At 60.3% G+C, this 25339-nt stretch carries 17 protein-coding genes and 1 pseudogene; 12 read left to right on the top strand and 6 right to left on the bottom strand.

What is annotated here, in order from left to right; translation table 11 throughout:
- Nucleotides 1-335: 335 nt before the first annotated feature.
- The 3 genes from ald to lpdA all read right to left on the bottom strand — a co-directional run bounded on the left by ald (nucleotide 336) and on the right by lpdA (nucleotide 5258).
- Nucleotides 336-1436 carry an alanine dehydrogenase gene (gene ald / locus ACOYW2_RS14750; protein ID WP_482770925.1) on the bottom strand — a complete coding sequence of 367 codons (1101 nt, stop codon included), beginning with the start codon at nucleotides 1434-1436 and terminating at the stop codon, nucleotides 336-338.
- A 390-nt stretch (nucleotides 1437-1826) separates the two neighbouring features.
- Nucleotides 1827-3449, bottom strand: coding sequence for a sigma 54-interacting transcriptional regulator (locus tag ACOYW2_RS14745; protein ID WP_482770924.1), 1623 nt, complete (start codon nucleotides 3447-3449; stop codon nucleotides 1827-1829).
- A 375-nt stretch (nucleotides 3450-3824) separates the two neighbouring features.
- Nucleotides 3825-5258, bottom strand: coding sequence for a dihydrolipoyl dehydrogenase (gene lpdA, locus ACOYW2_RS14740; RefSeq protein ID WP_482770923.1), 1434 nt, complete (start codon nucleotides 5256-5258; stop codon nucleotides 3825-3827).
- A gap of 227 nt (nucleotides 5259-5485) precedes the next feature.
- On the opposite strand from lpdA, the gene ACOYW2_RS14735 reads away from it, so the two are divergent.
- From ACOYW2_RS14735 to lipA, 7 genes are all read left to right on the top strand, one after another.
- The gene (locus tag ACOYW2_RS14735) at nucleotides 5486-5947 is read left to right on the top strand and encodes an Lrp/AsnC family transcriptional regulator (protein WP_482423577.1); all 462 of its coding nucleotides are present in this window, start codon (nucleotides 5486-5488) and stop codon (nucleotides 5945-5947) included.
- 363 nt (nucleotides 5948-6310) lie between these two features.
- Nucleotides 6311-7585, top strand: a complete 1275-nt coding sequence (locus tag ACOYW2_RS14730) for an aminomethyl transferase family protein (RefSeq protein ID WP_482770922.1) — start codon at nucleotides 6311-6313, stop codon at nucleotides 7583-7585.
- A 148-nt stretch (nucleotides 7586-7733) separates the two neighbouring features.
- Nucleotides 7734-8132 carry a glycine cleavage system protein GcvH gene (gene gcvH, locus ACOYW2_RS14725; RefSeq protein WP_482770921.1) on the top strand — a complete coding sequence of 133 codons (399 nt, stop codon included), beginning with the start codon at nucleotides 7734-7736 and terminating at the stop codon, nucleotides 8130-8132.
- A 118-nt stretch (nucleotides 8133-8250) separates the two neighbouring features.
- Nucleotides 8251-9582 carry an aminomethyl-transferring glycine dehydrogenase subunit GcvPA gene (gene gcvPA / locus ACOYW2_RS14720; RefSeq protein ID WP_482770920.1) on the top strand — a complete coding sequence of 444 codons (1332 nt, stop codon included), beginning with the start codon at nucleotides 8251-8253 and terminating at the stop codon, nucleotides 9580-9582.
- Nucleotides 9579-11036 carry an aminomethyl-transferring glycine dehydrogenase subunit GcvPB gene (gene gcvPB / locus ACOYW2_RS14715; RefSeq protein WP_482770919.1) on the top strand — a complete coding sequence of 486 codons (1458 nt, stop codon included), beginning with the start codon at nucleotides 9579-9581 and terminating at the stop codon, nucleotides 11034-11036. The genes gcvPA and gcvPB overlap by 4 nt, the downstream gene beginning before the upstream one ends.
- A 474-nt stretch (nucleotides 11037-11510) precedes the next feature.
- On the top strand, nucleotides 11511-12215 hold the full coding sequence (gene lipB, locus ACOYW2_RS14710) for a lipoyl(octanoyl) transferase LipB (protein ID WP_482770918.1): 705 nt from the start codon (nucleotides 11511-11513) through the stop codon (nucleotides 12213-12215).
- A gap of 92 nt (nucleotides 12216-12307) precedes the next feature.
- Complete coding sequence (lipA, locus tag ACOYW2_RS14705) at nucleotides 12308-13204, top strand: lipoyl synthase (protein ID WP_482770917.1); 897 nt, start codon at nucleotides 12308-12310, stop codon at nucleotides 13202-13204.
- Nucleotides 13205-13481: 277 nt separating this feature from the next.
- Here lipA and ACOYW2_RS14700 read toward each other — a convergent pair whose 3' ends face one another.
- From ACOYW2_RS14700 to smc, 3 genes are all read right to left on the bottom strand, one after another.
- Nucleotides 13482-14348, bottom strand: coding sequence for a glutamate cyclase domain-containing protein (locus ACOYW2_RS14700; protein WP_482770916.1), 867 nt, complete (start codon nucleotides 14346-14348; stop codon nucleotides 13482-13484).
- A 199-nt stretch (nucleotides 14349-14547) separates the two neighbouring features.
- On the bottom strand, nucleotides 14548-15786 hold the full coding sequence (gene ftsY / locus ACOYW2_RS14695; RefSeq protein ID WP_482770915.1) for a signal recognition particle-docking protein FtsY: 1239 nt from the start codon (nucleotides 15784-15786) through the stop codon (nucleotides 14548-14550).
- 329 nt (nucleotides 15787-16115) lie between these two features.
- A complete protein-coding gene (smc, locus tag ACOYW2_RS14690; protein ID WP_482770914.1) occupies nucleotides 16116-19724 on the bottom strand; it encodes a chromosome segregation protein SMC in 3609 nt (1202 codons plus the stop codon).
- Nucleotides 19725-20135: 411 nt separating this feature from the next.
- Here smc and ACOYW2_RS14685 point away from each other — a divergent pair, with 411 nt between their 5' ends.
- The 5 genes and pseudogenes from ACOYW2_RS14685 to ACOYW2_RS14665 all read left to right on the top strand — a co-directional run bounded on the left by ACOYW2_RS14685 (nucleotide 20136) and on the right by ACOYW2_RS14665 (nucleotide 25269).
- Entirely contained in the window at nucleotides 20136-22214 is a 2079-nt protein-coding gene (locus ACOYW2_RS14685) for a 6-phosphofructokinase (RefSeq protein ID WP_482770913.1), read from the top strand.
- Nucleotides 22215-22831: 617 nt separating this feature from the next.
- Complete coding sequence (locus tag ACOYW2_RS14680; RefSeq protein ID WP_482770912.1) at nucleotides 22832-23398, top strand: 5-oxoprolinase subunit PxpA; 567 nt, start codon at nucleotides 22832-22834, stop codon at nucleotides 23396-23398.
- Nucleotides 23320-23595, top strand: a complete 276-nt coding sequence (locus ACOYW2_RS14675; RefSeq protein WP_482770911.1) for a LamB/YcsF family protein — start codon at nucleotides 23320-23322, stop codon at nucleotides 23593-23595. The genes ACOYW2_RS14680 and ACOYW2_RS14675 overlap by 79 nt, the downstream gene beginning before the upstream one ends.
- Nucleotides 23592-24316: pseudogene (gene pxpB / locus ACOYW2_RS14670) on the top strand (5-oxoprolinase subunit PxpB). Before ACOYW2_RS14675 ends, pxpB begins: the two are co-directional and overlap by 4 nt.
- Nucleotides 24313-25269 (top strand): 5-oxoprolinase subunit C family protein, encoded by a 957-nt coding sequence (locus ACOYW2_RS14665; protein ID WP_482770910.1) that lies wholly within the window; start codon nucleotides 24313-24315, stop codon nucleotides 25267-25269. The pseudogene pxpB and the gene ACOYW2_RS14665 overlap by 4 nt, the downstream one beginning before the upstream one ends.
- Nucleotides 25270-25339: the final 70 nt, after the last annotated feature.

The following is a 25339-nucleotide window of genomic DNA, read 5'->3' as shown; positions in this document are numbered from 1 at the left end:
ATGAAATATGTGAGGTGGGCGGGCGGAGAGCCTGTCGTCTCCATATGAGAAAGAACTGTGTTGCGGCGATGTTCTTAAGGGAAACGGAAGTTAGTAGACCATGAATTGAAAAAATAATCAATATCCGCTTTTAAATATGGATAAAATTGCCGCTGGGGGGGCGGTCAGGCAGGTGTCTGGTTTGTCTTTGTGAGCAAGTCGGGTGCGCTGACTCGCATGACGATATGCTCGCTTCGGGTACAGCCCGGTATGCCCCAGGGGCGGGCCCCCTGTGGGGAGGCCCGGCCGTGGGGTTTGGTGGTGGTGGTGGGGGGGCGGTTGGTTATTTCAGGAGGTCATTGGCTCGGGGGATGCGCAGCCGAAGGCGTCGGAGACCCCTTTGTACGTGATCTTGCCTTGGCCAGGTTGACGAGCTTGATGCCGTCGATGATTGCAGTGCCGTTTCTCCGGAGCTCTTTGTTCTGGATCTCCACCGCGTAGGGCAGGGTGGCGTTGGTCAGGGCGATGGTGCTGGTGATGGGAACAGCACCGGGCATGTTGGCCACGCAGTAATGGATGATGCCGTCCACCTCGTAGATGGGGTTGCCGTGGGTGGTGGGTTTGGAGGTCTCAAAGCATCCGCCCTGGTCGATGGCCACGTCCACGATGACGGCTCCGGGTTTCATGGTGCCGAGCATCTCACGGGTGATGAGCTTGGGGGCCTTGGCCCCGGGAATGAGGACGGCTCCCACCACCACGTCCGCCTCGCGGATCAGTTCACGCACCGTTGCCGGAGAGCTCATCATGGGGAAGCAGTTTTTGGGCATCACCTCGCCCAGATGGCGGAGGCGGTCCAGGTTCATGTCCAGCAGGTAGACCTTGGCACCGAGTCCGCAGGCCATCTGGGCTGCGTTGGTGCCCACGATCCCCCCGCCGATGACCACCACCGTTGCCGGGGGCACGCCCGTGACCCCGCCCAAAAGGATCCCCCGTCCCCCATGGACCCGCTCCAGATACTTGGCAGCCTCCTGCACGGACATGCGTCCCGCCACCTCGCTCATGGGGGTGAGAAGGGGCAGCCCCCCCGAGGTGTCTTCGATGGTTTCGTACGCGATGGCAACGGAATCTGTTTTCAGAAAGTCCCGTGTGAGCCCCTCGTCGGCGGCAAAGTGCATGTAGGTGAAGACGATCTGACCTTTTTTCACCATGGCGTATTCGGACGGCTGGGGCTCCTTGACGTGCATGACCATGTCGGACCGGCTGAAGACTTCGGCCGGGGTGGCGACGATCTCCGCCCCGGCTTCCACATACATGGCATCGGAAAAGCCGCTGCCCACGCCGGCGCTGTGTTCCACGAGCAGGGTGTGCCCGTTGGCGGTCATCACTTCAACCCCGGAGGGGGTCATGGCGACACGATTTTCCTCTGACTTGATCTCTTTGAGGATACCTACGATCATTGAAACCTCCATGGGACCGGCCACGGCCGGCCTGTTGTTCGGCGGGGATGAGCCCCGCCGGGGATTGTGAACGTCGGGTGAGGACGGCCCCGCAGGGGAGGGGGGCGTCCGGTCATGGAAACAGAGAAGAGCAAAAACGCTGCCACGAATGAACAGAGTGGAAAAAAAGAGGCTGCAAGGCGGGAATACCGCCCGGTGTATCGGAGCCAATGGGCGGGCGCAAGGCCTGAGAACAGGGACGTTGCGTCCGTCGCCAGCCCAGGGAGAGGAGAACCGGAAAAAAGCGCAGAGGGGCTTCCGGGTGGTGGTGGGGGCAGGGCTAAGATGGTTTGAAATCGCACCGTATTAGCTCCATTTGGATCGGTTGTTCTTTGAAAACAATATGTTGCGTTAGTGGTACGAATACGTTCCAATGGATTGTTTTGTTTCCACGCGGATGCCGTACTTTTTGATCCTGTTGAGCAGGGCGGTGTGGGTGAGGTTGAGGTGAGCGGCGGCTTTACGGATGCTTCCGGCATCCTTCAGGGCCCGGATGATCAGGTCGGTCTCAAACTGGGCGGTAAGCTCTCGCAGCCCGCCTTGGGGATCGGGAGACTCGGCATCGGCTGCGGGGGCAAGGTTGGCCTCGTGGCTGAAGAGGATGTTGGCGTGCTTGACGATGCGGCCGTCCCCTAAAATGGCGCCCCGCTCCATGACGTTTTTCAGTTCGCGGACGTTTCCCGGCCAGTGGTGGCCCATGAGTTTTTCCATGGCCGCTTCGGAGATTGTCTGGCGGGGGTTGTTGAGTTTTTCGGTGAGCAGGTCGAGGAAATGGGGGGCAAGGAGGCCGATGTCCTCCCGGCGCTCGCGTAGGGGAGGGATGTGCACGGGGACCACGTTGATGCGGTAGTAGAGGTCCTCGCGAAAGAGGCGTTTCTGGACCATCTCCTCTAAATTTTTGTTGGTGGCGGTGATGATGCGGGTGTCCACGGGGATCTCCCGGGTACCCCCGATGCGCCGGACCAGGCCCTCCTGTAGCACCCGGAGGATCTTGGCCTGCGGACCGGGGGGCATCTCACCGATCTCATCGAGAAAAAGGGTTCCCCCGCTGGCCACCTCAAAGAGGCCGGGCTTGCCCTTTTTCCGGGCCCCGGTGAAGGCCCCTTCGGCGTAGCCGAAGAGTTCGCTCTCTAAGAGGGGCTCGGGCATGGCCGCACAGTTGATGGCGATGAAAGGGCCGGTGCGGCCGCTTTCAAAGTGGATGGCCCCGGCAAAGAGCTCTTTGCCTGTGCCGCTCTCGCCCCGGACGGAGACCGTGGCGTCGGTGGGGGCGATGCGCCGGGCCAGCAGCACGGCGTTCTTGATGCCCTGGCTGGTGCCCAGGATGCAGTTGAAGCTGGCGGTGGTGGGGGAGGCGACCTCCCTTGCCATTTTCTGCACCTCCCTGAGTTCCTTCATGAGCACCACGGTGCCCACGGAACGTCCCCCTGCATCGTGGATGGGTTGGGCCGAGGCGTAGAACTCCACACGCCCGTCGGGGGTGACCACGGACTCCCGTCGGCTCAAGGGGCGTTTCTGGGCCATGCATTCCAGCAGGATGTTGCCGTCGGGCTTGATGTCCCGGATGTTTTTGCCGAGGAGCTGGGCCGCGTCGTGGCCCAGGATGCGGCAGGCCACGGGGTTGATGGTGGTGACAAGGCCCTTTTCGTTGGTGGCGATGATGCCTTCGGAGACGCCGTCAAAGACGGCCTGGTGGTGTTTTTCCCTGCGCTCCCGGGGGAGGGTGCGGACAAGGCGGACAGACAGGGCTCCGGGCAGCCCGTGGAAGGCGGTGACCAGTGATGCCGGAGACGGGTGGGGGCCTGTGGGGCGGGTCAGTTCGATGTAGACGATGGCGGCTTCTCCGTCCTGGATGACTTCCATGGACAGGATGTTGAGCCCTTTGTCCGTGACTTCGCGCGTGAGATCGGCCACGACGCCGATGCGGTCGGAAAATTTGAGCTCCAGTTTCAAACTCTCAGCAGAGTGGGTCATGGGCCGCCGTCTGGTTGGAGGTTGGGTGTTATGCACTTTAAAAAATTCTGTTTTTTACTATAGCACAGACGCGAAGGGCCGCAAGCTTTAGGTTTTTGGGAGAAACGGGCAAGGATTTTTCGCTATCGTGGCACCTCCTCCCTTGCCGCCGGAGGTGCTCAGATGAATTCTGATTCCGAGAATGTTACGACACTGAGTCCACACCGTTACAGAACGTGTGACAATACCCGTATAGTCACACGCTTTGGTGGCGGGCGCAGCCCGCGGCGAACGCCATTGCGATTTGCCCTGAGGAACGAAGGGCGAAGCGCAATGGCAATCAGCTTTCGAGGTGGCTCACCTCGCCGCCGGAGGCATGCTTTTTGTGTTTTTCGACTACCCGTGCAGGGCGTTGCCGGACGCTTTTAACGCGACTTCCAGCATGGCCTCGGCCAGGGTGGGGTGGGCGTGGATGGTTTTGGCCAGGTCCGTGACGGTGAGCCCTTTGTTGACGGCAAGGGTCCCTTCGGCGATGAGGTCGGTGGCGTGGGGGCCTGCGATGTGGACGCCCAGGACTTTTCCGGTGCCTGTCTCCGAGACGATGGAGGCCTGGCCCGCGAGCTCGCCCAGGACCTGGGCCTTGCCGATGGCGCGGAAGAGGACGGTGTCGGTGCGTACGGAAAGCCCTTGTGTTTTGGCCTGGGCTTCGGTGAGGCCGGTGCAGGCCACCTCGGGCATGGTAAAGATGGCGTTGGGCACGGCCGTGTAGTCCATGGTGCGGTCCTCGCCCATGATGTTTTCGGCGGCCACCATCCCTTCGGCCGAGGCCACGTGGGCCAGCATGATGCGCTCCGGTCCGGTGATGTCCCCGATGGCGTAGATGGACGGATCGCTGGTGCGCATGCCGTCGTCCACCCGGATCCAGCCGCGCTCGTCCACGGTGACCCCGGTGTGCTCCAGGCCGATGTCCGAGGAGTTGGGGCTGCGGCCCACGCAGAAGGCCACCATGGCAACCTCTTCGGTGAGGATCTCCTTTTCTTTGGCCGTGGGGCTGTCGGCAAAGGGGGAGGGACCGATGGTGACCCGGGCGCCCTCGCCCGTGGTGTCCACGCCGGTGACCGTGCGGTTGGTGTAGAGGGTGATCTTTTTCTTTTTCATCTCCCGGGTGAGGAGCTTGGAACATGCGTCGTCCACAGAGTCGATGGGCAGGACCCGCTCCATGCCTTCGATGAGGGTGACCTTGGCCCCCAGGGCGTTCAGGATAAAGGCAAACTCACAACCGATGACACCCCCGCCCACGATGGCGATGCTTTCCGGGACCTCGGAGAGGCTCAGGATCTCGTTGCTGGAGACCACGCGTTTGCCGTCGAAGGGAAAGGCTGACAAGGCCATTGGCACGGTACCCGTGGCGATGATAAGATTATCCCAGTACAGATCGCTGGTTTCACCGTTTTCATCGGTTACGGCGAGGCTCCCTTTTCCGGTAATTCTGGCCGAACCGCGGACCCAGGTGACCCCGGCCCGTTGGAAAAGCGCCAGAATGCCCTTCTGCTGGGTGGCGATGATCGAGCGCTTGCGCTCCATGAGGCGCGCCATGTTCACGGTGACGTCTCCCACCTGTTCAAGCCCGAAGGTTTCGCTTTGGGCCATCTTCTCCATCAGGTCGGCACTGGTTTTCATGATTTTCGAGGGGATGCATCCCCAGTTGAGACAGGTGCCGCCGGCGCCCTCTTTTTCAACGACAGTAACCTCGGCGCCTAAGGCCGCGGCTTTCAGGGCAGCCACATAGCCGCCGGGTCCGGCTCCGATAACGATGATTCGTTTTGCCATGCCTTTTCTCCTTGGTGCGGATGCCCCGCTTCCTGTCATCCCTGGGATGTGCAGGCCGCTGTGGGGAGGGGAACGGTCGGTGGGAAGCGGCTCAGCCCGCGGGGCATCGGTTGAGGAAATCTGAATTTGTTGCTTTGAGTGTTATTAGGGAATACATCAAAAAAAGTCAACATCATTGCTGGAAACATGAATGTTCTAAAAAATTATTGACAGAAAGTGAAAAAATTATGTTTACTGACGAGCGAAAGAACACAACGGACAAGCGAGAGTCTATGAACATCGACGAGACCCACATCGCCATCATGAAGCTGCTTCGGGACGGACGGCGCTCTTTCAAGAAGATCGCCGAAGAACTTTCCATCACCGAAAACACGGTCCGGGCAAGGGTCAGGCGCCTTCAGGATGAGGGCGTCCTTGATGTAACCGGCCTTGTGAACCCCGAATCCCTTCGGGGGCACCGGGTGGTGATTGTGGGGATGAACATCAGCCACGTCAATCTCGTGGACAAGGGAGAAGAGATCAGTCGCCTCAAAGGGGTGGTGTCGGTGAGCGTTGTCACCGGTCGATACGATCTGATCGTTCAGGTTCTGTTTAAGGAGGGCTACGGGCTCCTCGAATTTTATACCGAAGAGCTCTCCAAGGTAAAGGATATCCAGTCCGTTGAAACCTTTGTGGTGTACAAGGGGTAAGACGAAGGTACCCTGTATATTGTTGTAAATGAATCAGAAGGTGGTGGCCCGCCATGGGGCGGACCCACCGGGCGGTCCGGGGCGTTCCGGCGGAAGGAGGGTGGTTCCCCTTCAGCCGGTGTGCCGCCTTCGAGAACTCTGGCAGGTGGTGATGATGTCTCGGGTTTTCAAGAAAAGGACAGGTTTCATCAGGTGGTTTAACGCTGTATCCTTTCACGCTTTTATCCTTTCCCTCTCTCGATTTTTCTCCTCTCTCGGCGTTTCAGCGATTGACTCAGCATGTCTCCTCGTTACTGACCCTGCATTGCATTTGTCCGGGGTGGATTCCGTGTCACGATGATGTCAACCGGAAAGGAGATGCGTATGGATTCGACGGTGAAAAAGACCCCCCTGCACGCCTGGCACTGTGACCATGGTGCCAATATGGCCGATTTTGGCGGCTACGAGATGCCTCTGTGGTACGGAGGCGGAACCCGGGAGGAGCACATGGCCGTGCTCACCTCTGCCGGGCTCTTTGATACCAGCCATATGGCCGTGATCCTCGTGGACGGCGGGGGGGCTCGCGACCTGCTCCAGGAGTGCTTCAGCAAAGACCTCGACCACTGCATCGGAAAGGATCCGGGGCCCCTGGTGCCGGGCAGGGCCGTGTACGGTGCGTTTTTAAACGAAAAAGGCCATGTCATCGACGATGCCCTGGTCTACAAGATGGCGTCCGATCGCTTCATGGTCTGCGTCAACGCGGGCATGGGCGGTGCCATCGCCATGGAGCTGGAGCGGTTTTCAGACGGGCGCCTGAGCCTCATCACCGACCTTACCGACAGCCTGGGCAAAATCGATATCCAGGGCCCTGGCGCCGCAAAAATCCTGGGGGCCGTCCTCAAGGACCCCGAAGCGGTCTTTGACTCCATGCCCTACTTCTCTTTTAAAGGTCACTTTGACGATCGCGCTCCCCGTGCCGGGCAGGTCAAGCTCCTCGACGGCACGCCCATTCTTCTTTCCCGTACCGGCTACACCGGTGAATTCGGATTTGAACTCTTTGTGATCCCGGAGAAAACCGAGGCCGTGTGGACGGCCCTTCTTAAAGCCGGAAAAGACGCAGGCATTCGTCCCTGTGGCCTCGCCTCCCGGGATTCGTTGCGCACCGGGGCCGTGCTCCCCCTTTCCCATCAGGACATCGGAGGGTGGGCCTTCCTCAACCACCCCTGGGATTTTGCCTTACCCTGGAACGCTGAAAAGACGGCGTTTACCAAAGGCTTCCGGGGCGATACCGCGCTGCTTTCCCCTACGGAGGTATTTTATACCGCTGCCTTTGCAGGCTTTGACCCACGGAAGGTTCCCGCCGGGGAGGAGAGCTGCGTGCTCACCGAGGATGGGGAGGTCATCGGTACCATCCTTACCTGCACCACAGATGTGGCCCTGGGACGCCAGGACGGGAACATCGTGTCGTCGGTTTCGAACACCTTACCCCAAGGGGCCAAAGTGCGAGGGCTCTCCTGCGGGTTCGTAAAGCTTGCCCGGGCCCTGGCCCCCGGGACCACCGTGGTGCTTACCCACGGCAAACGCAAGGTGCCGGTGGAGATTGTCTCGGACATCCGCCCCGGACGCACCGCACGGCGCCCCATACGCGAGATGCTGTAATGACGGGACTCCGGATCGCCGGAGCCTGTCTCGATCCCGGGCCCCTGGCTCGGATATATCACCCACATGAGACAACCCGTTCGCCGGACCGGCCGTGTCACCCGTCGGTCGGCCCGGGGCAGGACGCAAACCCTGCAAAGGAGACCCCATGAAAGAGATCAGTCAGCTTGTGTTGCCGGAAGATGTCAAGTACGCCACCGACCACGAATGGACCAGGACCGAGGGTGACGAGGTGGTCATCGGTATCACGGATTACGCCCAGGACCAGCTCGGCGACATTGTGTTCGTGGAGCTTCCCCAGGTGGGGGACAGCTTTGACAAGGGCGAGGAGTTCGGCACCGTGGAGTCGGTGAAGGCCGTCTCCGAGCTGTACATGCCCATTGGCGGTGAGATCGTGGCCGTCAACGAAGCCCTTGAAGACGACCCGGCCCTGGTCAACAGCGAACCCTACGGCCAGGGGTGGCTGATCCGCGTAAAACCGGCGGACCTGTCCGAGGTGGAGGCGCTGCTCGACAAAGCTGCGTACCTGGGGCTCTTCGACGCCTGAGGGGCTGGCAACACTGTGTCACCCCCATGAACGGCGCGGGCCATCCCGTGGCTCGGGCTGTGCATGGGAAGGGGGAGTGCCCCTACCCGGATTTTTTCAGCATAAGAGGAGTTTTGCGATGCGTTATTTGCCCCATACCCCGGAAGACATCCACGAGATGCTCAAGGTCATCGGTGTCGATACCGTGGACGACCTCTTCCACACCATTCCTGCCGCGTGCAGGAGTTCAAAACCCATGGACCTTCCCCCGGCCATGAGCGAGTGGGACCTGAATGCCCATATGGATTCCCTGGCCGCCACCATGGCATCCTCCAGTGAATACCGCGTGTTCATCGGGGCGGGAAGCTACAACCACCATATTCCTTCGTCCGTTCCCTACCTTCTCTCCCGCTCGGAATTTGCAACGGCCTATACCCCCTACCAGCCCGAGATCAGCCAGGGGACCCTCCAGGGAATCTACGAGTTTCAGACCCTGGTCACCCGCCTCCTGGGCATGGATGTTGCCACGGCCTCCCACTACGACGGTGCCACAGGACTCTCCGAGGCCCTGTTGATGGCCGTGAAAAAGACAAAACGCAAGAAGGTTGCCGTCTCCGCCCTCTGCCATCCCTTTCACCGGGAGGTGATCCGCACCTACATGGATCCTGCCGGGGTGGAGGTGGTGGAGGTGCCCTATACAGCGGAAGGGCGCACCGACCTGACAGCCCTTGAGGCCATGGGTGATGTCGCCGCTGTTGCCGTTCAGTCCCCCAACTTCTTCGGGGTGGTGGAAGACCTGAAGAGCTTTTCCGATGTCATCCATGCCCAGAAAGGCGTGATGATCGCCTCCTTTACCGAGGCCATTGCCTGGGGCCTGATGAAAAATCCCGGCAGCCAGGGCGTGGACATCGTGGCCGGAGACGGCCAGAGCCTGGGGATTCCCAAATCCTTCGGCGGGCCCGGCCTGGGCCTTCTGGCCAGCACCAAAGCCCATATGCGCCAGCTGCCCGGACGGCTTGTGGGGACCACCACGGACTTAGACGGCAAGCGGGGCTTCGTGCTCACCCTGGCGGCTCGTGAGCAGCATATCCGGCGGGAGAAAGCCACCTCCAACATCTGTTCCAACAACGGCCTCTGCGCCATGAACGCAGCCATGTACATGGCCTCCCTGGGGGGCAGCGGTTTCCGGCGCCTGGCCCAGATCAACCACAACAAAGCCGAGTACCTGAAAAAGGCCCTGGCCGGGGCAGGAATTGAGATTCCCTTTGCATCACCTACCTTCAATGAGTTTGTGGTGAAGTTCCCGGAAGGGTTTGAAGCCACCTACGAGCGCCTCCTGGCCAAGATGGTGGTGGCGGGCCTTCCCCTGGAACGTTTTTACCCGGAACTTCAAGGGCACTATCTCCTCTGCGTGACGGAGACCCTCTCGAAGACCGATCTGGACCAGCTGGTCAAGGAGGTGACGGCATGAGCGGCTACAGACAAGGCGATTCCGGCCTGATACTCAACGAGCCTTTGCTCTGGGAAAAAGGGAAGAAGAGGGCAGTTACGGGGTCTGCCAGGTGCGATGTGGACGAGGTCTCCTTTGACGGGGAGCTGGCAGGGGACGGCCCCGACTTTCCCGACCTCTCCGAGGTGGAAGTGGTGCGCCACTACACCCGTCTGTCCACCTGGAACTTCGGCGTGGATACCGGCATGTATCCCCTGGGGTCCTGCACCATGAAATACAACCCCAAGGTGAATGAGCGCCAGGCAAACCTCACCGGCTTTGCCGACGCCCACCCCCTCCTGCCGGAGGTGCGGACCCAAGGGGCGCTGAAGGTGATGTACGACCTGGAGCACTTTCTCATGGAACTCACCGGCATGGACGCGGTGACCCTCCAGCCCGCGGCCGGTGCCCACGGCGAGCTCACCGGCATCCTCATGATCTACGCCTACCACAAGAAGAAGGGGCAGGTCCGAACGAAAATGCTGGTTCCCGACACCGCCCACGGCACCAACCCGGCCAGCGGAGCCCTCTGCGGCTACACCCCGGTGGCGGTGCCCGTCAACGGAGAGGGGATCATGCGGGTGGAAGACGTCCGGGAACTCATGGACGAAGACACCGCAGGCATCATGGTAACCAACCCCAACACCCTGGGGCTCTTTGAGGAGAACATCCGGGAGATCTGCGAGATCGTCCATGACAAAGGTGGCCTGGTCTACGGCGACGGCGCCAACCTGAACGCCATCATGGGCTATGTGAAGATGGGCGACATCGGCGTGGACGTCATGCACTTCAACCTCCACAAGACCTTCTCCACGCCCCACGGCGGCGGCGGTCCCGGCTCCGGCCCCGTGGCCGTCAACAAGACCCTTGAACCCTTTCTCCCCGTACCCCGGGTGGAAAAGATCAAGGACACCTACCACCTGGTGACGGACTATCCTGACTCCATCGGCCGCATGATGACCTTCTACGGCCACTTCGGTGTTATGGTAAGGGCCTACAGCTACATCCTCTCCATGGGAGCCGAAGGGCTCAAAGAGGCCAGCGCCCACGCCGTCCTCAACGCCAATTACATCAAGGAGCGTCTCAAGGACACCTTCCACCTGGCCTTCGACAAGACCTGCATGCACGAATGCGTCTTCTCCGATGCCCGCCAGGAAGAGCACGGCGTCACCACTCTGGACATCGCCAAACGGCTCATCGACTACGGCTTCCATCCCCCCACCATCTACTTTCCCCTGGTGGTGCACGGCGCCCTCATGATCGAGCCCACGGAGACAGAAACCAAAGAGGACATCGATAACTTCATCGATACCCTGAAAGCCATCGCCAAAGAGGCCAAGGAGTCCCCCGAACTCCTGAAAAACGCCCCCACGCGAAGCAAAGTCAGGCGCCTAGACGAAACCGCTGCGGCTCGAAAGCCGTGCCTTTGCGGATAACCAGAGGGGCGAAGGACGAAAAACATGCCTCCGGCGGCGAGGGTGGCGAAGCCACGATAGCGAAAACACCTCGAAAGCATATTGCCCTTGCACTTTTTCCTTCGTTCCTCGGAGGCGGAGTTGGCTCGGGCTTCGCCCGAAGCATAGGGTGATGGTTTATACGAGCAATACGACAAGCTTCGAAGGATTAGGGCTCGTTGTCGTAACGCATTGATTATCCGATTTAACCGGGCTGCCTCCGGCGGTGAGGGCTGCGATATACTGAATGTTTATGACATGCGTAACGAACCCGCTTATGACTCGCGGCCCTGTTTAGCGGCGTGATCTAATAAACGGTGAAAGATCGATAGAAATGGAGCGCCGCACTCTTGTGCGGCTTTTTCGCCCGTCGGGACCCGTGCCGCACCGGAGTGTGGCACTCCAGGGGATAAGGGAGCCGGGGGGGACTTGATGCGGTTGTGGGAGGGGCGAGTGATGAATAACGCAAAAATCCTTGAGTTGCCGTTAACCGCCTATGAAGAGGTGCATGGCCTGCAAAAGCGGTTGGTGTCCATGCGCCTTTCCGGGGAGCTTGACGACGATGTGGTGATCTTGGTGGAGCACCCGACGGTGTATACCCTTGGAAAGCGGGGCGGGCGCGAGAACATCGTTGTTTCCGAAGCATTTTTGAACGAGCAGGGGATCTCCGTGGTTCAGACCGAGCGGGGTGGCAACATCACCTGGCACGGTCCGGGCCAGCTCGTGGCCTACCCCATTGTGAACTTGGACGAGGCGCACATGGGCGTGGCAGATTTTGTGGGGTCCCTGGAACAGGTGATGATCGAGACCCTGGATGCTTTGGGCGTCTCTGCCCGGTCCGATGCGGTAAACCGCGGTGTCTGGGTGGGAGACGCCAAGATCGGGAGCGTGGGAATCCGGGTGAACCACGGGGTCTCCTTCCACGGCCTGGCCCTCAACGTGGCCCCGGACCTTACCTTTTTTTCATGGATCAACCCCTGCGGGCTTTCCGTTGCCATGACCACGGCCGAACAGGAGCTGGGCTGCAAGGTGAGCATGACCGCTGCACGTAGTGAGATGACGCGGGCCTTTGGGGCGCTTTTTTCCGAAGGAGTGGTGGAAACGACATTGAATGAGCTGAATGGTTATCCTTCGGCCATACAGGGATGCCTTCCGGGGTGATCGAATGCGCCTGTGTAACTCCGATGTTATTACGGGCGCAGCCCTTGGCCGCCGGAGGCATTGCTTGTGCTTTTTGATGAAGGGAGATGGGTATGGACAGGGATGTGTGTCGGGATCAGGTCAAGGTATATCAGCGAAAGAGAAAACCGGTGTGGCTCCGGCGCAGCCTGCCCACCTCGCCGGAGTACGAGAAGGTGAGGCGGCTCATTGGGTCGTCGTCGCTCCATACGGTGTGCCAGGAGGCGAAGTGCCCAAATCAGTGGGAGTGTTTTTCCAGCCGTACGGCCACCTTCATGATCCTTGGGGAGGTGTGTACCCGGGGGTGCCGGTTTTGTGCGGTGGCAGGGGGCAAGCCTTTGCCGCCGGACCCGGAAGAGCCCGGACGCGTTGCCGAGGCGGCCAAAGAGCTCAAACTATCCTATGTGGTGGTGACCTCCGTGACCCGGGACGATCTGGAGGATGGCGGTTCCTCGGCCTTTGCGGCCACCATCCGTGCCCTGCGGGAGGCCATTGACGGGGTGTATGTGGAGGTGCTGATCCCGGATTTTCAAGGGAATGAAGAAGACCTGCAGTGCGTCATCGACGCAAAACCGGACGTGCTCAACCACAACATCGAGACCGTGCCCCGGCTTTACGATACGGTTCGGCCCCAGGCCATCTACCAGCGGTCCCTGGATGTGTTTCGGTATGCAGCCAAAGCGGCCCCTGCTATGCCGCTGAAGTCGGGCATCATGCTGGGCCTGGGGGAGACCGACGCCGAGGTGGAGGCCACCTTGTCCGACCTTCTGGCCGCCGGGTGCTCCATCCTCACCATCGGTCAGTACCTGCAGCCCTCAAAGGATCATCTTCCCGTGGAGACCTACGTCACCCCGGAAGCCTTTGACGCATGGAAAACAAAAGCCCTTGCCATGGGCTTCGCCGATGTGGCCAGCGGTCCCTTTGTGCGCAGCTCATACAAGGCAAAAGAGTTGTTCCAAAGCAACGGATGATGGGAATAAACATGCCTCCGGCGGCCAGGGGATAAATCCCCTGGACCCCATGGTCGCAAATGCTCCGGGGCTTCGCCCCTTCACATTTGCTGACGGGCTTCGCCCGTGAATTTAGGTAATGGGCTTTTCATGGATAAGAAAACGCCATGAAGATCGCTGAATCTGTTTTTAAAACCTGTTTGTCCAACTTTTTAAAAGTTGGGCCCCCGGCAGGGCCGCCGGAGGCAAGCATCCCCCTGTCGCACAAGCGGCAGGGGGATTTTGGTTTGGGTGCGGATCAGGCTGTTTTGGGATAGCTTTCGGTACTGAAGGGGGCGACCCAGGACTGGAATCGTTTGATGAGGGTTTCGCCTCGGCTTAAGGGAAACCCGTCTTCCGTGGGTTCGGGGCGGACGGTGACGCCGTCCACGCAGCCGTTTTCCACCAGCCAGTGGGTGGTGGGGGCGGGGTCGCAGAGGTCGAGGAGTTCTTCGCCGGTGAGGGCTTCCATCATGGCGATGACGCCGTAGACGCCCCAGTTGGAGACCGAGGAGACCACCAGCTCGTGGCAGGGGGTCACCGAGGGGATGATGGGAAGAGTTGAGATGGAGGAGAGGACGTTGCCCATGCCGATTTCGTTGCCGCCGTCGCCAAAGGCCACGGAGAAGAGGTCGTCTCTGTTAAAGAGGCCGTCCACCTTGGCTGCGTGGGCGGTGATGTCCGAGCCGCGCATGTTGTGGTAGCTGCCCTGTGCCGATGCGCCGGGGCGCTCCACAGAGACGACGGCTCCGGGGCGGTGGGTGTCCATGAGCTTTGCGATATGGGGTGCGGTCTCTTCCGGGGTGGCAATGGGCAGTTCGGTGATCTGAAAGCGTTTTCCGAGGAGGGTGGACAGGGGCGGCGCCCCGACAAAGACGGGGCATCCGTTTAAATACTCAAGCACGCGGTAGAGGGCAATGGCCCCCACGGGCCCGTCTGTCTCAAATGTGCCTGAGACGGGAAATCCGGTGGTGATGAGTACCGGGCCGGGGCTGTCCAGAATGCCCTGGGCGGCCCGGAGCAGGTAGCCGGAGTCAAGGGCTGTGGCTGCCTGCTCAATGCCCCGTGCCCCTCCTTTGAGGAGCTCTTCTTCCATGCGTGTCGACAGGTTGTCCAGAGGTGTCATTCCAGCTCCGGGTTTGGGTGGTTCATGCCGCCTGTGGTCACTTTTTGAAAAAAGCGTGCCGCTTTATTCCTTTGATCCAGCGCTAAAAACAAACCCACGAAGTCTCATATATCAACATCGTTTTCAATATTTATTTTGACCTGTTTGTCAAACTTTTCAAAGGTTTGGCCCCCGGCAGGGCCGCCGGAGGCATTTTTTGCTACAGCAAGGCGTCGGCAAACTCTTCGGCGTCAAAGGGGCGCAGGTCGTCGGCCTGTTCCCCGATGCCGATGTACTTCAGGGGCACGCCCAGGGTGCTGGTGATACCGATGACGATGCCGCCCTTGGCCGTTCCGTCGAGTTTGGTGAGGGCCACGCCGTCGATGCCCACGGCTTCGTGGAAGAGTTGGGCCTGGGTGAGGGCGTTCTGGCCGGTGGTGGCGTCCACCACCATGAGGGTCTCGTGGGGGGCGTCCTCGATGGTTTTGGAGACGCTGCGCCGGATTTTCTTGAGCTCTTCCATGAGGTTCTTTTTGGTGTGGAGGCGCCCTGCGGTGTCGATGATGACGATGTCGGCGTTTCGTGACACGGCGGCCTGGACCCCGTCAAAGGCCACGGCAGCCGGGTCAGAGTTGTCCTTGTGGCGCACGATGTCCGCGCCGGAGCGGTCTGCCCAGACGGTGAGCTGCTCCGAGGCGGCAGCACGGAAGGTGTCCCCTGCCACGATGATCACTTTTTTGCCTTCGCGGACAAAGCGGGTGGCCAGCTTGCCGATGGTGGTGGTCTTGCCCACGCCGTTGACCCCCACGACCATCATGACGTGGGGCTTTTTCATGGTCTCTTCAGGGGGCACATCAAAGGAGATGCGTTCCAGGAGCAGGGCCTTGAGGGCTGCTTTCAGCTCGGCGGAGTTGGAGATCTCCGAGGCTTTTTCCGAGAGGGTCTCGATGATTTCCATGGTGGTGCGCACGCCCACGTCGGAGGTGATGAGGAGCTCTTCCAGCTCTTCGAGGAGGTCGTCGTCCAGGACGCGTCCCCCCTTAAACAGGGCGTCCACGCCGCTTGAAAGGGCGTTGCGGGTTTTGGACAGGCCGCTCTTGAGGCTCTTCATCACCCTGGTTCCCTCGGGGACAGGCTCGGGAGCTGCCGCGGGTTTGGGGGCCGAGGCTTTGGGCGCTGCCTGGGGTTCCGGTTTTGCCGTGGCTGCTGGTTCGGCAGGGGAAGGGGTGGCTTCCGCAGGCATGCCGGGCTGTTTTTTCGGGGCCTTGAGGGCCGCTCTTACCACCAGGAGGAAGAGGATGAGAATCACCGCGCTTGCGGGGATCATCCACCAGAGGGCCTCTTTGTAGGGGGCAAGGGCGGGAATGGCCGCGGCAACTGTTTCGGCAATGCGTTCAAGGGCTGATTTTACCGGGGCAAGATAAGGAGACACTGTCTCCGTAAGAACCGTCATATCCATATCCATCGTCCTGTGTTCTGATTCGGGGCGTAAAAAAAGGGGCTTGGAAGCACATGGCCGCATCCCTCGGGGCACCGGGGGAGGCCGACGGCCATGGGGGCGGATCGGCTGATTTCCAGGACCCTGTCATAAATCCCGGTAATGTATCAGGGGAGGCAGCTCTTGTAAATATCCGCAACCTCGCTTTGGTGACTCAAGGAGCTGATAAAAAACAAACGGGCAGGTCATCGGTAAATGCCGCAGTGATTTTTCCCGAGGAACGAGGGGGAAAGCGCTGCGGTAACCAGCTTTCAAGGTGGCTCACCTTGCCGCCGGAGGCATCGCTTTTGCTAAACCGATGCCGTGCCCAGCTCTTCGAATTCCGTGGGGAGTTCCTTACCGCAGAGGTTGACGGAGACCACCTTGGAGACCCCTTTTTTCTCCATGGTGACGCCGATGAGGATGTCGGCGTGCTCCATGGTGATCTTGTTGTGGGTGATCACCAGGATCTGGGATTTTTCGGCGATCATGGTCACCAGGTTGTTGAACCGCTGGACGTTGGCATCGTCCAGGGGGGCGTCGATTTCGTCCATGACGCAGAAGGAGGAGGGCTTCAGGAGAAAAATGGAGAAGACAAAGGCGATGGCGGACAGGGCTTTTTCCCCGCCGGAGAGCAGGGAGAGGCGCGCCTGTTTTTTACCCGGGGGCTGGATCATGAGCTCAACGCCGGTCTCCATGGGTTTGGTGGGCTCGGTGAGGACCAGTCGGGCGGAGCCTCCTTCAAAGAGGCGGGGAAAGATTTCGTCGAGTTTTTCGTTGATGCGGTGAAAGGTGTCGATGAACCGCTCCTGGGTGATGCGGTTGATCTTGCGGATGATGGCCTCCAGGTCGTCCAGGGAGGCGTTGAGGTCCGTCTGCTGTTCCGTAAGGAAGCCGTGGCGTTCGTTGACCTCGTCGTACTGGGCCACGGCAGCGGGGTTGACGTCGCCCAGCCGGGCAATTTTCCGCTTGAGCCCGGCCAGTTTGTCCGTAAGGTCTTTTTTGTCGGAGGTGCCGTCGAGGACGTCCTGGATGGCCTCTTCAAAGGCGGGGATGAGCTGGTCGATGGGGGCACGGTACTGTTCGGCGACCCGCGTTTTCAGCTCGTCTCCCCGGGTAAGGACCCCGGCCAGCTCCACCTCTTCCTTGCGGAGGGCTTCGGCCAGCTCGTCGTGGAGCTCGGCCAGTTCCCGGGTCTCTTTCTCTTTTTCGGCCATGTCCGCTTCAATGCGGGACAGGCGGTGGCGGGTGACGGCAAGGGCTTCTTCTTCAGCGGTGACATTTTTAAAGGCCTTTTCAAGGCCCGCTTCCAGTTTGGCGGCCCGTTCCAGGGAGGCGGCGGACTCCCGGGTCTTCTTTTCAATTCCCTGGGTGAGGCGGAGGGATCGCTCTTCGCCCTCCTTGAGGAAGTCGGTGAGGCGCTTTAAGGTGGCCCGATGGTTTTCGTGTTTGGCCTCTTCCCGGGCCAGGGAGAGTTTCAGCTCCACGATGGTCTGTTCTGCCTGGGCAAGATGTTCCCGGGCCTTGGCGAGGTCTTCCTTTGCCGTCTCCTCTCCCTTGGTAAGGGCAGCCAGCTCTCCCTGGACGGAATCGAGTTTTTGGCGGGCCTCGTCCATCTCCTCTTCCAATTCCCCCAAGTCGCCTGAGAGCTGTTCGGTCTCCAGGTCCATGAGGGTGAGGTGCTTTTTGCCCTGTTTGATCTGTTCATCGGCCAGGAGGCACTCCCGCTCCTTTTCGGAGCGCATGCGAAGCAGACCGCCCATTTCGGATTCCGCCTGCTTCAGGGCCTCTTTTCGCTCATCAAGTTGTGTCTGGAGTCCGCTTCGGAGGTTGCGGGCCGTGTTTAGCTCCTCCCCTACGGCAGAGAGTTTCTCCCGGGCCTCGGCCATGTCCGATCGCCGCTTGAGGAGAGAGGCGGAGGTGCCAGGGGTACCGGCGATGACCGCCCCGGTAAAGTCCACGAGGCTGCCGTCCGGTGTGGCCACGGCCACCCAATGGTCGGATGCGGCCCGGGCTGAGGCGGCAGCGGCCAGGTCATCAGCCACAAAGAGCCGGGAGAGAAGGGCGGGCAGGGGCGCTGAAAGGGGGCCGTCTGCGACCATGAATTCCGTCAGGGGCCGGCAGCCCGGCAGGGCAGGGCCGTCATAGGCGGACATGGCGTCATGGCCCGGGGGGAGAAAGCCGCAACGGCTGCCGCCGTTTTCTTCCATGGCGTGGGCGCCGTTGAGGGCGGTGTCCCGGGAATCCACGAGAATATAGGTGAGGAGGCTTCCCAGGGCAGCCTCGGCTGCGGCTTCGTACCCTTTTTCCACCTGGAGGAGATTTGCCACCACGCCTTGGGAACTTGATCCCAGGGCTTCCAGGCGATTCATGCCCTCTTTGACGCCGTCCCCGTACCCGTCGAAGTTTTTAACCATGGCTTCCATGGTGTCGAGGTAGGAGCGGACGCGGCTCTCTTCAATCTCTTTGGCCTTGATGGTCTCGTCGGTCTGGTCCGCCTCTTTTTTCAGGATGTTGATGCCGTCCCGGAGGTCGTCCATGTGTTCCCGCAGCTCTGCGGTCTGGCCTTTGAATTCGGCCATTTCAGCTTCCAGGGCCCGGCCTTTTTCCGTGGCCGTGGCCAGGGCGGCCCTTGCCGAGGCCATGTCTTCGTCTCGCCGTTTGAGTTTTCGGTCGGCGTTTTCGTGGAGTTTCTGCGCGGAGGTGAAGGCGTGGCGCACCGAGGCTTCACGGGCCACCAGGGCCATGTGTCGGGATGAGGCCTTGTGGCTCTCCTGCTCAAGGTCGGAGAGGCGAGAGCGTGCCGTGTTTTTCCGGTGCTCGGCTTCCTCCATCTCTTTGTCCAGGCCGGTGACCACCTGGTCCAGGTCTCCGTGGGCAAGGCGCAGGGACCGGATCTCTTCGGTGAGTTCGCGGGTTTTCCGCCCGGCCTCGGCCAGGAGGCGGGTGTCCTCTTCCACTTCGGTTTTGAGGGAGGCTGCCTTGTCTTTCTGGTGGCCGATTTCGGTTTCGTCCCGGTCGGCAGCTCGCTTTAATTCATAGATCTTTCGGTTTGTGGCTTCAATGGTGTCGGTGGTCTCCTGGGCGTGGAGTTTCAGGCGGGACATGGCGTTTGCCAGGGCATCCCGTTTGGTCACTGCGGCCTTGGTGCGCTCTTTGGTTCGCTCTGTGGAGGAGACCAGCTCTTTGGCCCGCTGGCCCAGCTGGAGGTACTCCACCCCGGCAAGGGTGAGGTCCAGATCCCGGATGTTTTGCTGGAGTTCTTTGAATAGCAGGGCTTTTTTTGCCTGGCGCTTGAGGGAGGCGAGCTGGTTTGTAAGCTCTGCGAGGATATCGCCCACGCGCTCCAGGTTTTCCCGGGTGGATTTGATCTTGGATTCGGTATCCCTTTTGCGCGCCTTGTATTTGGTGACGTCCGCCGCCTCTTCGATGAAGACCCGGCGCTCCTCGGGGCTGGCGTCGGTGAGGGCGCCGATGTTGCCCTGCTGGATGACGGCAAAGGCGTTTTTACCGGTGCCGGTACCGAGAAAGAGGGTCTGGATGTCTTTGAGCCGGGCGGGCTGCCGGTTGATGAGGTAGTTGCTCTCCCCGGTGCGAAAGATGCGCCGGGTGACGGTGATCTCGCTGTATTCGTTGAAGGGGCCCACCACGCTGCCGTCTTCGTTGTCGATGGTGAGGGAGACCTCGGCCATGTTCATGGGGGCGTTTCCGGCAGACCCGGCAAAGATGATGTCTTCGGAGGTTTTGCCCCGGAGCTTTCGGACGTTTTGTTCGCCCATGGCCCACCGCAGGGCATCCACCACGTTGCTCTTGCCACACCCGTTGGGCCCTACCACCCCGGTGGTTCCGGGAGGGAACACAATGCGTGTTTTTCCCATGAACGATTTGAACCCGGTGATCTCGAGTTTTTTGAGTTTCATTGGTGGTGATGATTCCGTGGGGTTGGTGAAATGAGCGGCTCGGCTCAAGGGGCCGGGCGAGCCGAAGGGTTGCTGCCGTTACGTCAGCTATCACATACCATTCCCCCGTGGGGATGTAAAGCTGGCGGAACCGCCTGAATCTCTTCGATGATTTATTTTAAAGCGCCTGGCCTCGGCCCCGGTGACAGGCCAATTTGATGGATTGCTTCTTGCATCCTGTTTTAACTGTCTGCTATAGCAATACTTAATAAAGCAGGCCGGAATGTATTGTGCCTGCCATAAGACTGGCCCCCACACGACTCGAACGTGTGCGGGTTTTTACTTTATGATGCCCACAGGGGCGGTGATGCGCCGCCCCTTTATACGGATCGGCCTGTACCCGCCGAATCGAGCGATTATACGGAGACACTTATGTCTGAAAAACCTGTGATGAGCCTGGATGACCTCCTTATAAACGACTGCGCAAGACAGATCATTGACGGAGACAGCCTGGATGTCATGGAACGACGAGCCTACACCCCGCCCCAGTGTGAGGTGTTTGAGAACGGGCCCACCGCCCTGGAACCCCAGAACCAGTATCGGTTTGACATCAACAAGGCGGCGAGTGAGCAGTTGCCGCACCTGATTGACAACCGGGTGGAGAAGGTGGTGCCGGCGTCCGGTGGCGAGGTTGACGGGTACACCCGCCCCAGGACCATCGGTATTGTCTTTTCCGGTGGGCCGGCCCCCGGGGGCCACAACGTCATTGCCGGGCTGTACGACGCCGCCAAAAAAGCGAACCCTGAAAACCGCGTTTACGGCTTTATCCTCGGCCAGGACGGTATCATTGAGGGCAATGTCTGCGAGCTTACCGACGAGAGGGTGAACGCGTATCGGAACCTGGGCGGTTTTTGCATGATCAAGACCGGCCGCACCAAGATCGACACCCGCACCAAGATGCGCCTGTCCATTGCCACCTGCAAGAAGCTGGGCCTTGATGCCCTGGTGGTGGTGGGGGGGGACGACTCCAACACCAATGCCGCGTTTATGGCCGAGGCCATGATCGATGAAGGCATCCAGGTGATCGGGGTGCCCAAAACCATTGACGGTGACATCCAGGTCAAAGACGCCGACGGCAAGAGCCTGTGTGCCATCTCCTTCGGCTTTCACAGCGCGGCCCGCTCCTTTGCCCGGAATATCGGTGATCTCTGCACCGACGGAAGCTCCGATGTCAAGTACTGGCACTTCTGCAAGGTCATGGGCCGTGTGGCCAGTCACCTTGCCCTGGAGGTGGCCCTTCAGACCCACGCCAACCTGACCCTTATCGGTGAGGACCTGGCCGAGTACGTGGATCACGACCGTGTTGAAAAAGCCCGCGCCGAAGGCACCGTGGATTACACCGCCTACGGCATGACCCTGCGCCATCTTTCCCGCGTGGTGTGCGACGCCATTGTCCGCCGCGCTGCCGTGGGGAAAAACTACGGGGTGGTGGTGATCCCCGAAGGGGTTCTGGAGTTCATCAACGAGGTCCAGGTCTTTATCATCAAGCTCAACACCATCATCTCCGAATACAACGACGTCCACGACACCGACTTCCATTCGGACTTCATCAGCCTGGACGCCAAGCTTGAATACCTGAGGCGTCTGGTGAGGGGGATCCGCAAGACCGGCCCTGCGACCATCTGGAACGCCCGTGACGACGAGCTTTTCAGCGATATTCCCGAGTTTTTCAAGGCCGGTCTCCTCATGGAGCGGGACAGCCACGGCAACTTCCAGTTCTCCCAGGTGGAGACCGACCGGGTGATCCTGGAGCTTGTCAAGGACTACCTGGGCATCCTCAAGGAGAAGGGGCGCTACAAGGTGGGCATTGAAGACTCCTATTTCAGTAATACGCTCGCCCGTGCCGGCCTCAGCGATGAATCCTACGGGCCCGTGCTGTTCCGCAACTACGGGGTGGGGCGCTTCCTTCTGGTCAAGGAGGAGTTGATCTCCCTGAAGACCCTGAAGCAGGCCCTGGTGAGGGCGGAACTTCTGGAGGAAGAAGATCCGGTGCCCGCAGCCATCGTGAAGATCTACGAAAAATCCGTTCCCAAGCTCAAGGTGCAAACCCATTTTTACGGCTACGACGGCAGGGGCTCGGACCCCACCAAGTTTGACTGCACCTACACCTACAACCTGGGGCTCACCGCCTTCAGCCTCATTGCCGGAGGCAGCACCGGGCAGATGGTGGGCATCCGAAACCTGGAGAAGCCCTTTGAGGAGTGGGAGCCCATCGGGATTCCCGTTGCTCCCCTCATGCATCTGGAGGAGCGGGGCGGAAAAATGAAGCTGGTACTGGAAAAGAGCGTGGTGGAGCTGGACTCCAACGCCTTCCGCCTGGTCAAGGCCATGCGGGAGAAATGGATGGCCGCCAGCACAGGTCCGGATCCGTACAGAAAGCCCGGGGCCATTCGGTTCAGGGGGGAACTGGAAGAGGATAAACCCATGACCCTCAGCCTGAACTCCCTGTAGCCCGGCGCGTTGCCATAGATAAAAGATGTCTTCGGCGGCCCTGTGGGGTGTCGGTGGCATGGTCTGTATGAATGATAAGAAAGCCCCTGGAGCCGATTTGGTTTCAGGGGCTTTTTTTGTATGGCGGGGAATTGCTTTCCCCTACGCTTTGTGAAGATAAAGGACGATGCCGGTTTTTCTTGGGTTTTGTCTCTGGAATTCCTGACTGAGTCAAGGGAATCGTTACCGGTGAATCGTCTCTTTCCACGGGGGATGGCACGGAGGCGCGGCCCTGGTTTTGCAAGGGGGTGTTGGTTTCGAAAAATGGAGCGGCAGGTTGTTTAACAATACGAAAGCAGGCCGGGCTCGAGCTTTATTCTTGACATTTTTCCGGGGGCTTTATAGATTCCGTCTTACTAAAATCGATAAATATATATAAAAACAGTAGACGATTCCTTATCCCGTGCTTTCGCATTGTTTGATCTGTTTTAACGTGCAGGCATGGGTTTTGTGCGTTTGTCGTGCGAAAAAAGGCATTCTGGTTCGGTTGCGGCTGGAGCCTGCTGTTTTTTATGATTTCACTGTATTGTGCTGTCTGATCCGGTCCTGCCGGGTGGGCAGGCAGGAGCGACACCCCCATGAAATCCATTGATCTGAACTGCGACATGGGCGAGAGCTTTGGCTCGTATCGCATCGGGGCCGACGAAGCGGTCATGCCCCATATTACATCGGCAAACATCGCCTGCGGCTGGCACGCCGGGGACCCCTCCGTCATGGAACGAACCGTCCGGATGGCTGTGGAACAAGGCGTCAAGACCGGAGCCCACCCCGGGTATCCCGATCCCATGGGGTTCGGGCGGCGTTTTATGGAGCTTTCCTTTGAGGAGCTTCGCAACGCCATCGTCTATCAGGTGGGTGCGTTACGGGGCTTTTGCTCCACCCACGGAATTGATATCAGCCATGTGAAACCCCACGGCGCCCTTTACAACAACGCCATGGTCGACGAGACCGTGGCCCGGGGCATTGCCGAGGGTGTGGCCTCTATCGACACGGGCATTCCCGTTTTTGTCCTGGCCGGGAAAAAAGACGGGGCGCGGCCCGCATCTGCCGGGAGAACGGTCTGCGCGTGGTTTTTGAGGCCTTTCCCGACAGGGCGTACACCCCGGAAGGGAACCTGGCGCCGCGCACCATGGAAGGGGCGGTGAAAACCGATCCTTCGGAGATCGCCGAGCGGGCCCTGATGATGGCCGAAGAGCAGCGGGTGGTGGACACCGACGGCAACACCATCGAGATTGAAGCAGAGACCCTCTGCCTTCACGGCGACACGCCGGAAGCAGCAATCCTGGTGCGCTCCATTCGCAGCACCCTTGAAACATCCGGAGTGATCGTAAAAGCAGTATGAGTACGTGTGAAGATACCCAGCCCGACGGGCTGTTGAATAAACCGATTTTCCGGTGCGTGGGGGACCGGGGGCTTCTCATGGAGCTCTCCGCCACCATCAACCCGGAGGCCAGCCAGAAGATCCGTGCCCTGTGCGAGTCCCTTGCCATCTGTGCGCCGGTGGGCGTGGTGGAGGTGATTCCCACCTACCGATCGCTGATCGTCTCTTATGACCCCGTGAAAACAGGCCCCGAGCTCCTTGAGAGATACCTCAGGGCCCTTGATGAACGGATGGGGCAAACCGAAGCCCTTGAGCCCAGAGTGGTGGAGGTGCCGGTGTGCTACGGTGGTGATTTCGGGGAGGACCTTGCCTACGTGGCATCCCACAACGGGCTCTCCGAAGAGGAGGTGATCCGGGTGAGGACCCCTACCCGGTCTACATGCTGGGCTTTACCCCTGGGTTTCCCTACCTGGGGGGGCTTTCCGAGACGATCCACACACCGCGCCTGGCCACGCCCCGCACCAGGGTACCGGCTGGGTCCGTGGGGATCGCCAACAACCAGACCGGGATCTACCCCATGGAGAGCCCCGGGGGGTGGCAGCTCATCGGCCGGTGTCCCATTCGTCTTTTTGACCCGAACCGGAGGGATCCCTTTTACATCAAGGCGGGGGACCTGTTGCGGTTTGTCCCTGTCTCCGCAGAGGCGTTTGCGGCCATGGAAGCCGGGGAGGTGAGGGCATGAGCACTTCCGTTGCAGTTTTTCGCATCAAAGAGCCCGGCCCCATGACCACGGTCCAGGATCTGGGGCGATACGGATATCAGCGGTTCGGCGTGCCGCCTTCAGGGGCCCTGGATACCCGTGCGGCGGTGTTGGCAAACCTTCTGGTGGGCAACCCGGACGGTGCCGCTGTTCTGGAGATGACTTTTTGTGGTGCCACCCTGGAGATTCTTTCCCCCTGCACCCTGGCCCTTTGCGGGGCCACCATGGACGTGAAGGTCGACGTTTCTGCCTGCCGCCGGCGATCCTTTGCTGTTTCGTCCGGCGATGTGGTGGCTGTGGGCATGGCCTCTTCGGGCTGCCGGGGGTACCTGGCTGTCTCCGGGGGCATTGACGTGCCTGAGGTCATGGGCAGCCGCAGCTGCTATGTGGGGGGCAAGTTCGGTGGATACGAAGGCCGGGCCCTGGCCCATGGGGACACGATTTGCGGGTTTGTCCCCGGGGAGAAAGTGTCCCTGCGGCAGATTCCCGAGGCCTTCAGGCCCGTCTACGGCTCCTCCATTGAGCTTCGGGCGGTGGCCGGGCCCCAGGACGACTTTTTTGATGAGGGGTTGGCCCTGTTTTTCAGCCGGGAGTTTACCGTCACCAACCAGGCAAACCGCATGGGGTATCGTCTGGAAGGCCCCAAGGTGATCCGAAAGGAGGGGATGCCCAAGAGCATCATCTCCGAGCCCAGCCTTCCGGGTGGCGTCCAGGTGCCCGAAGGGGGCGACCCCATTGTCCTGCTCCGGGAGCAGACCGTGGGGGGCTACGCCAAGATCGCTTCGGTGATCTCCGACGACATTTCCCGGGTGGCCCAGGCGCTGCCCGGACAGACCATCCGATTTCAGAGAGTTTCCGTGGAGGAGGCCCACAGAATTACCGTGGCGCGCCATGAGAAGCTCTTGGCCTTCAAGGGAATGGATTTGGCCCTGTAACGGGGCGGGCTCGGAACAGGTATGAGACCCAGCCCTGAGCCGCGTGACCGTAGTCGATGCACAAGCCAAG

Source organism: Desulfoluna sp. CLI2B (assembly GCF_056847375.1).
This window is presented reverse-complemented; position numbering and strand designations above follow the sequence as displayed.

What these genes read in the sequence shown, in the direction of transcription:
- lipB (WP_482770918.1), top strand. Translation starts at nt 11,511, where the DNA reads ATGAATAACGCAAAAATCCTTGAGTTGCCGTTAACCGCCTATGAAGAG.
- ACOYW2_RS14730 (WP_482770922.1), top strand. Translation starts at nt 6,311, where the DNA reads ATGGATTCGACGGTGAAAAAGACCCCCCTGCACGCCTGGCACTGTGAC.
- lpdA (WP_482770923.1), bottom strand. Translation starts at nt 5,258, where the DNA reads ATGGCAAAACGAATCATCGTTATCGGAGCCGGACCCGGCGGCTATGTG.
- ACOYW2_RS14665 (WP_482770910.1), top strand. Translation starts at nt 24,313, where the DNA reads ATGAGCACTTCCGTTGCAGTTTTTCGCATCAAAGAGCCCGGCCCCATG.
- ACOYW2_RS14685 (WP_482770913.1), top strand. Translation starts at nt 20,136, where the DNA reads ATGTCTGAAAAACCTGTGATGAGCCTGGATGACCTCCTTATAAACGAC.
- ald (WP_482770925.1), bottom strand. Translation starts at nt 1,436, where the DNA reads ATGATCGTAGGTATCCTCAAAGAGATCAAGTCAGAGGAAAATCGTGTC.
- gcvPB (WP_482770919.1), top strand. Translation starts at nt 9,579, where the DNA reads ATGAGCGGCTACAGACAAGGCGATTCCGGCCTGATACTCAACGAGCCT.
- lipA (WP_482770917.1), top strand. Translation starts at nt 12,308, where the DNA reads ATGGACAGGGATGTGTGTCGGGATCAGGTCAAGGTATATCAGCGAAAG.
- ftsY (WP_482770915.1), bottom strand. Translation starts at nt 15,786, where the DNA reads ATGGATATGACGGTTCTTACGGAGACAGTGTCTCCTTATCTTGCCCCG.
- gcvH (WP_482770921.1), top strand. Translation starts at nt 7,734, where the DNA reads ATGAAAGAGATCAGTCAGCTTGTGTTGCCGGAAGATGTCAAGTACGCC.
- ACOYW2_RS14700 (WP_482770916.1), bottom strand. Translation starts at nt 14,348, where the DNA reads ATGACACCTCTGGACAACCTGTCGACACGCATGGAAGAAGAGCTCCTC.
- gcvPA (WP_482770920.1), top strand. Translation starts at nt 8,251, where the DNA reads ATGCGTTATTTGCCCCATACCCCGGAAGACATCCACGAGATGCTCAAG.
- ACOYW2_RS14745 (WP_482770924.1), bottom strand. Translation starts at nt 3,449, where the DNA reads ATGACCCACTCTGCTGAGAGTTTGAAACTGGAGCTCAAATTTTCCGAC.
- smc (WP_482770914.1), bottom strand. Translation starts at nt 19,724, where the DNA reads ATGAAACTCAAAAAACTCGAGATCACCGGGTTCAAATCGTTCATGGGA.
- ACOYW2_RS14680 (WP_482770912.1), top strand. Translation starts at nt 22,832, where the DNA reads ATGAAATCCATTGATCTGAACTGCGACATGGGCGAGAGCTTTGGCTCG.
- ACOYW2_RS14735 (WP_482423577.1), top strand. Translation starts at nt 5,486, where the DNA reads ATGTTTACTGACGAGCGAAAGAACACAACGGACAAGCGAGAGTCTATG.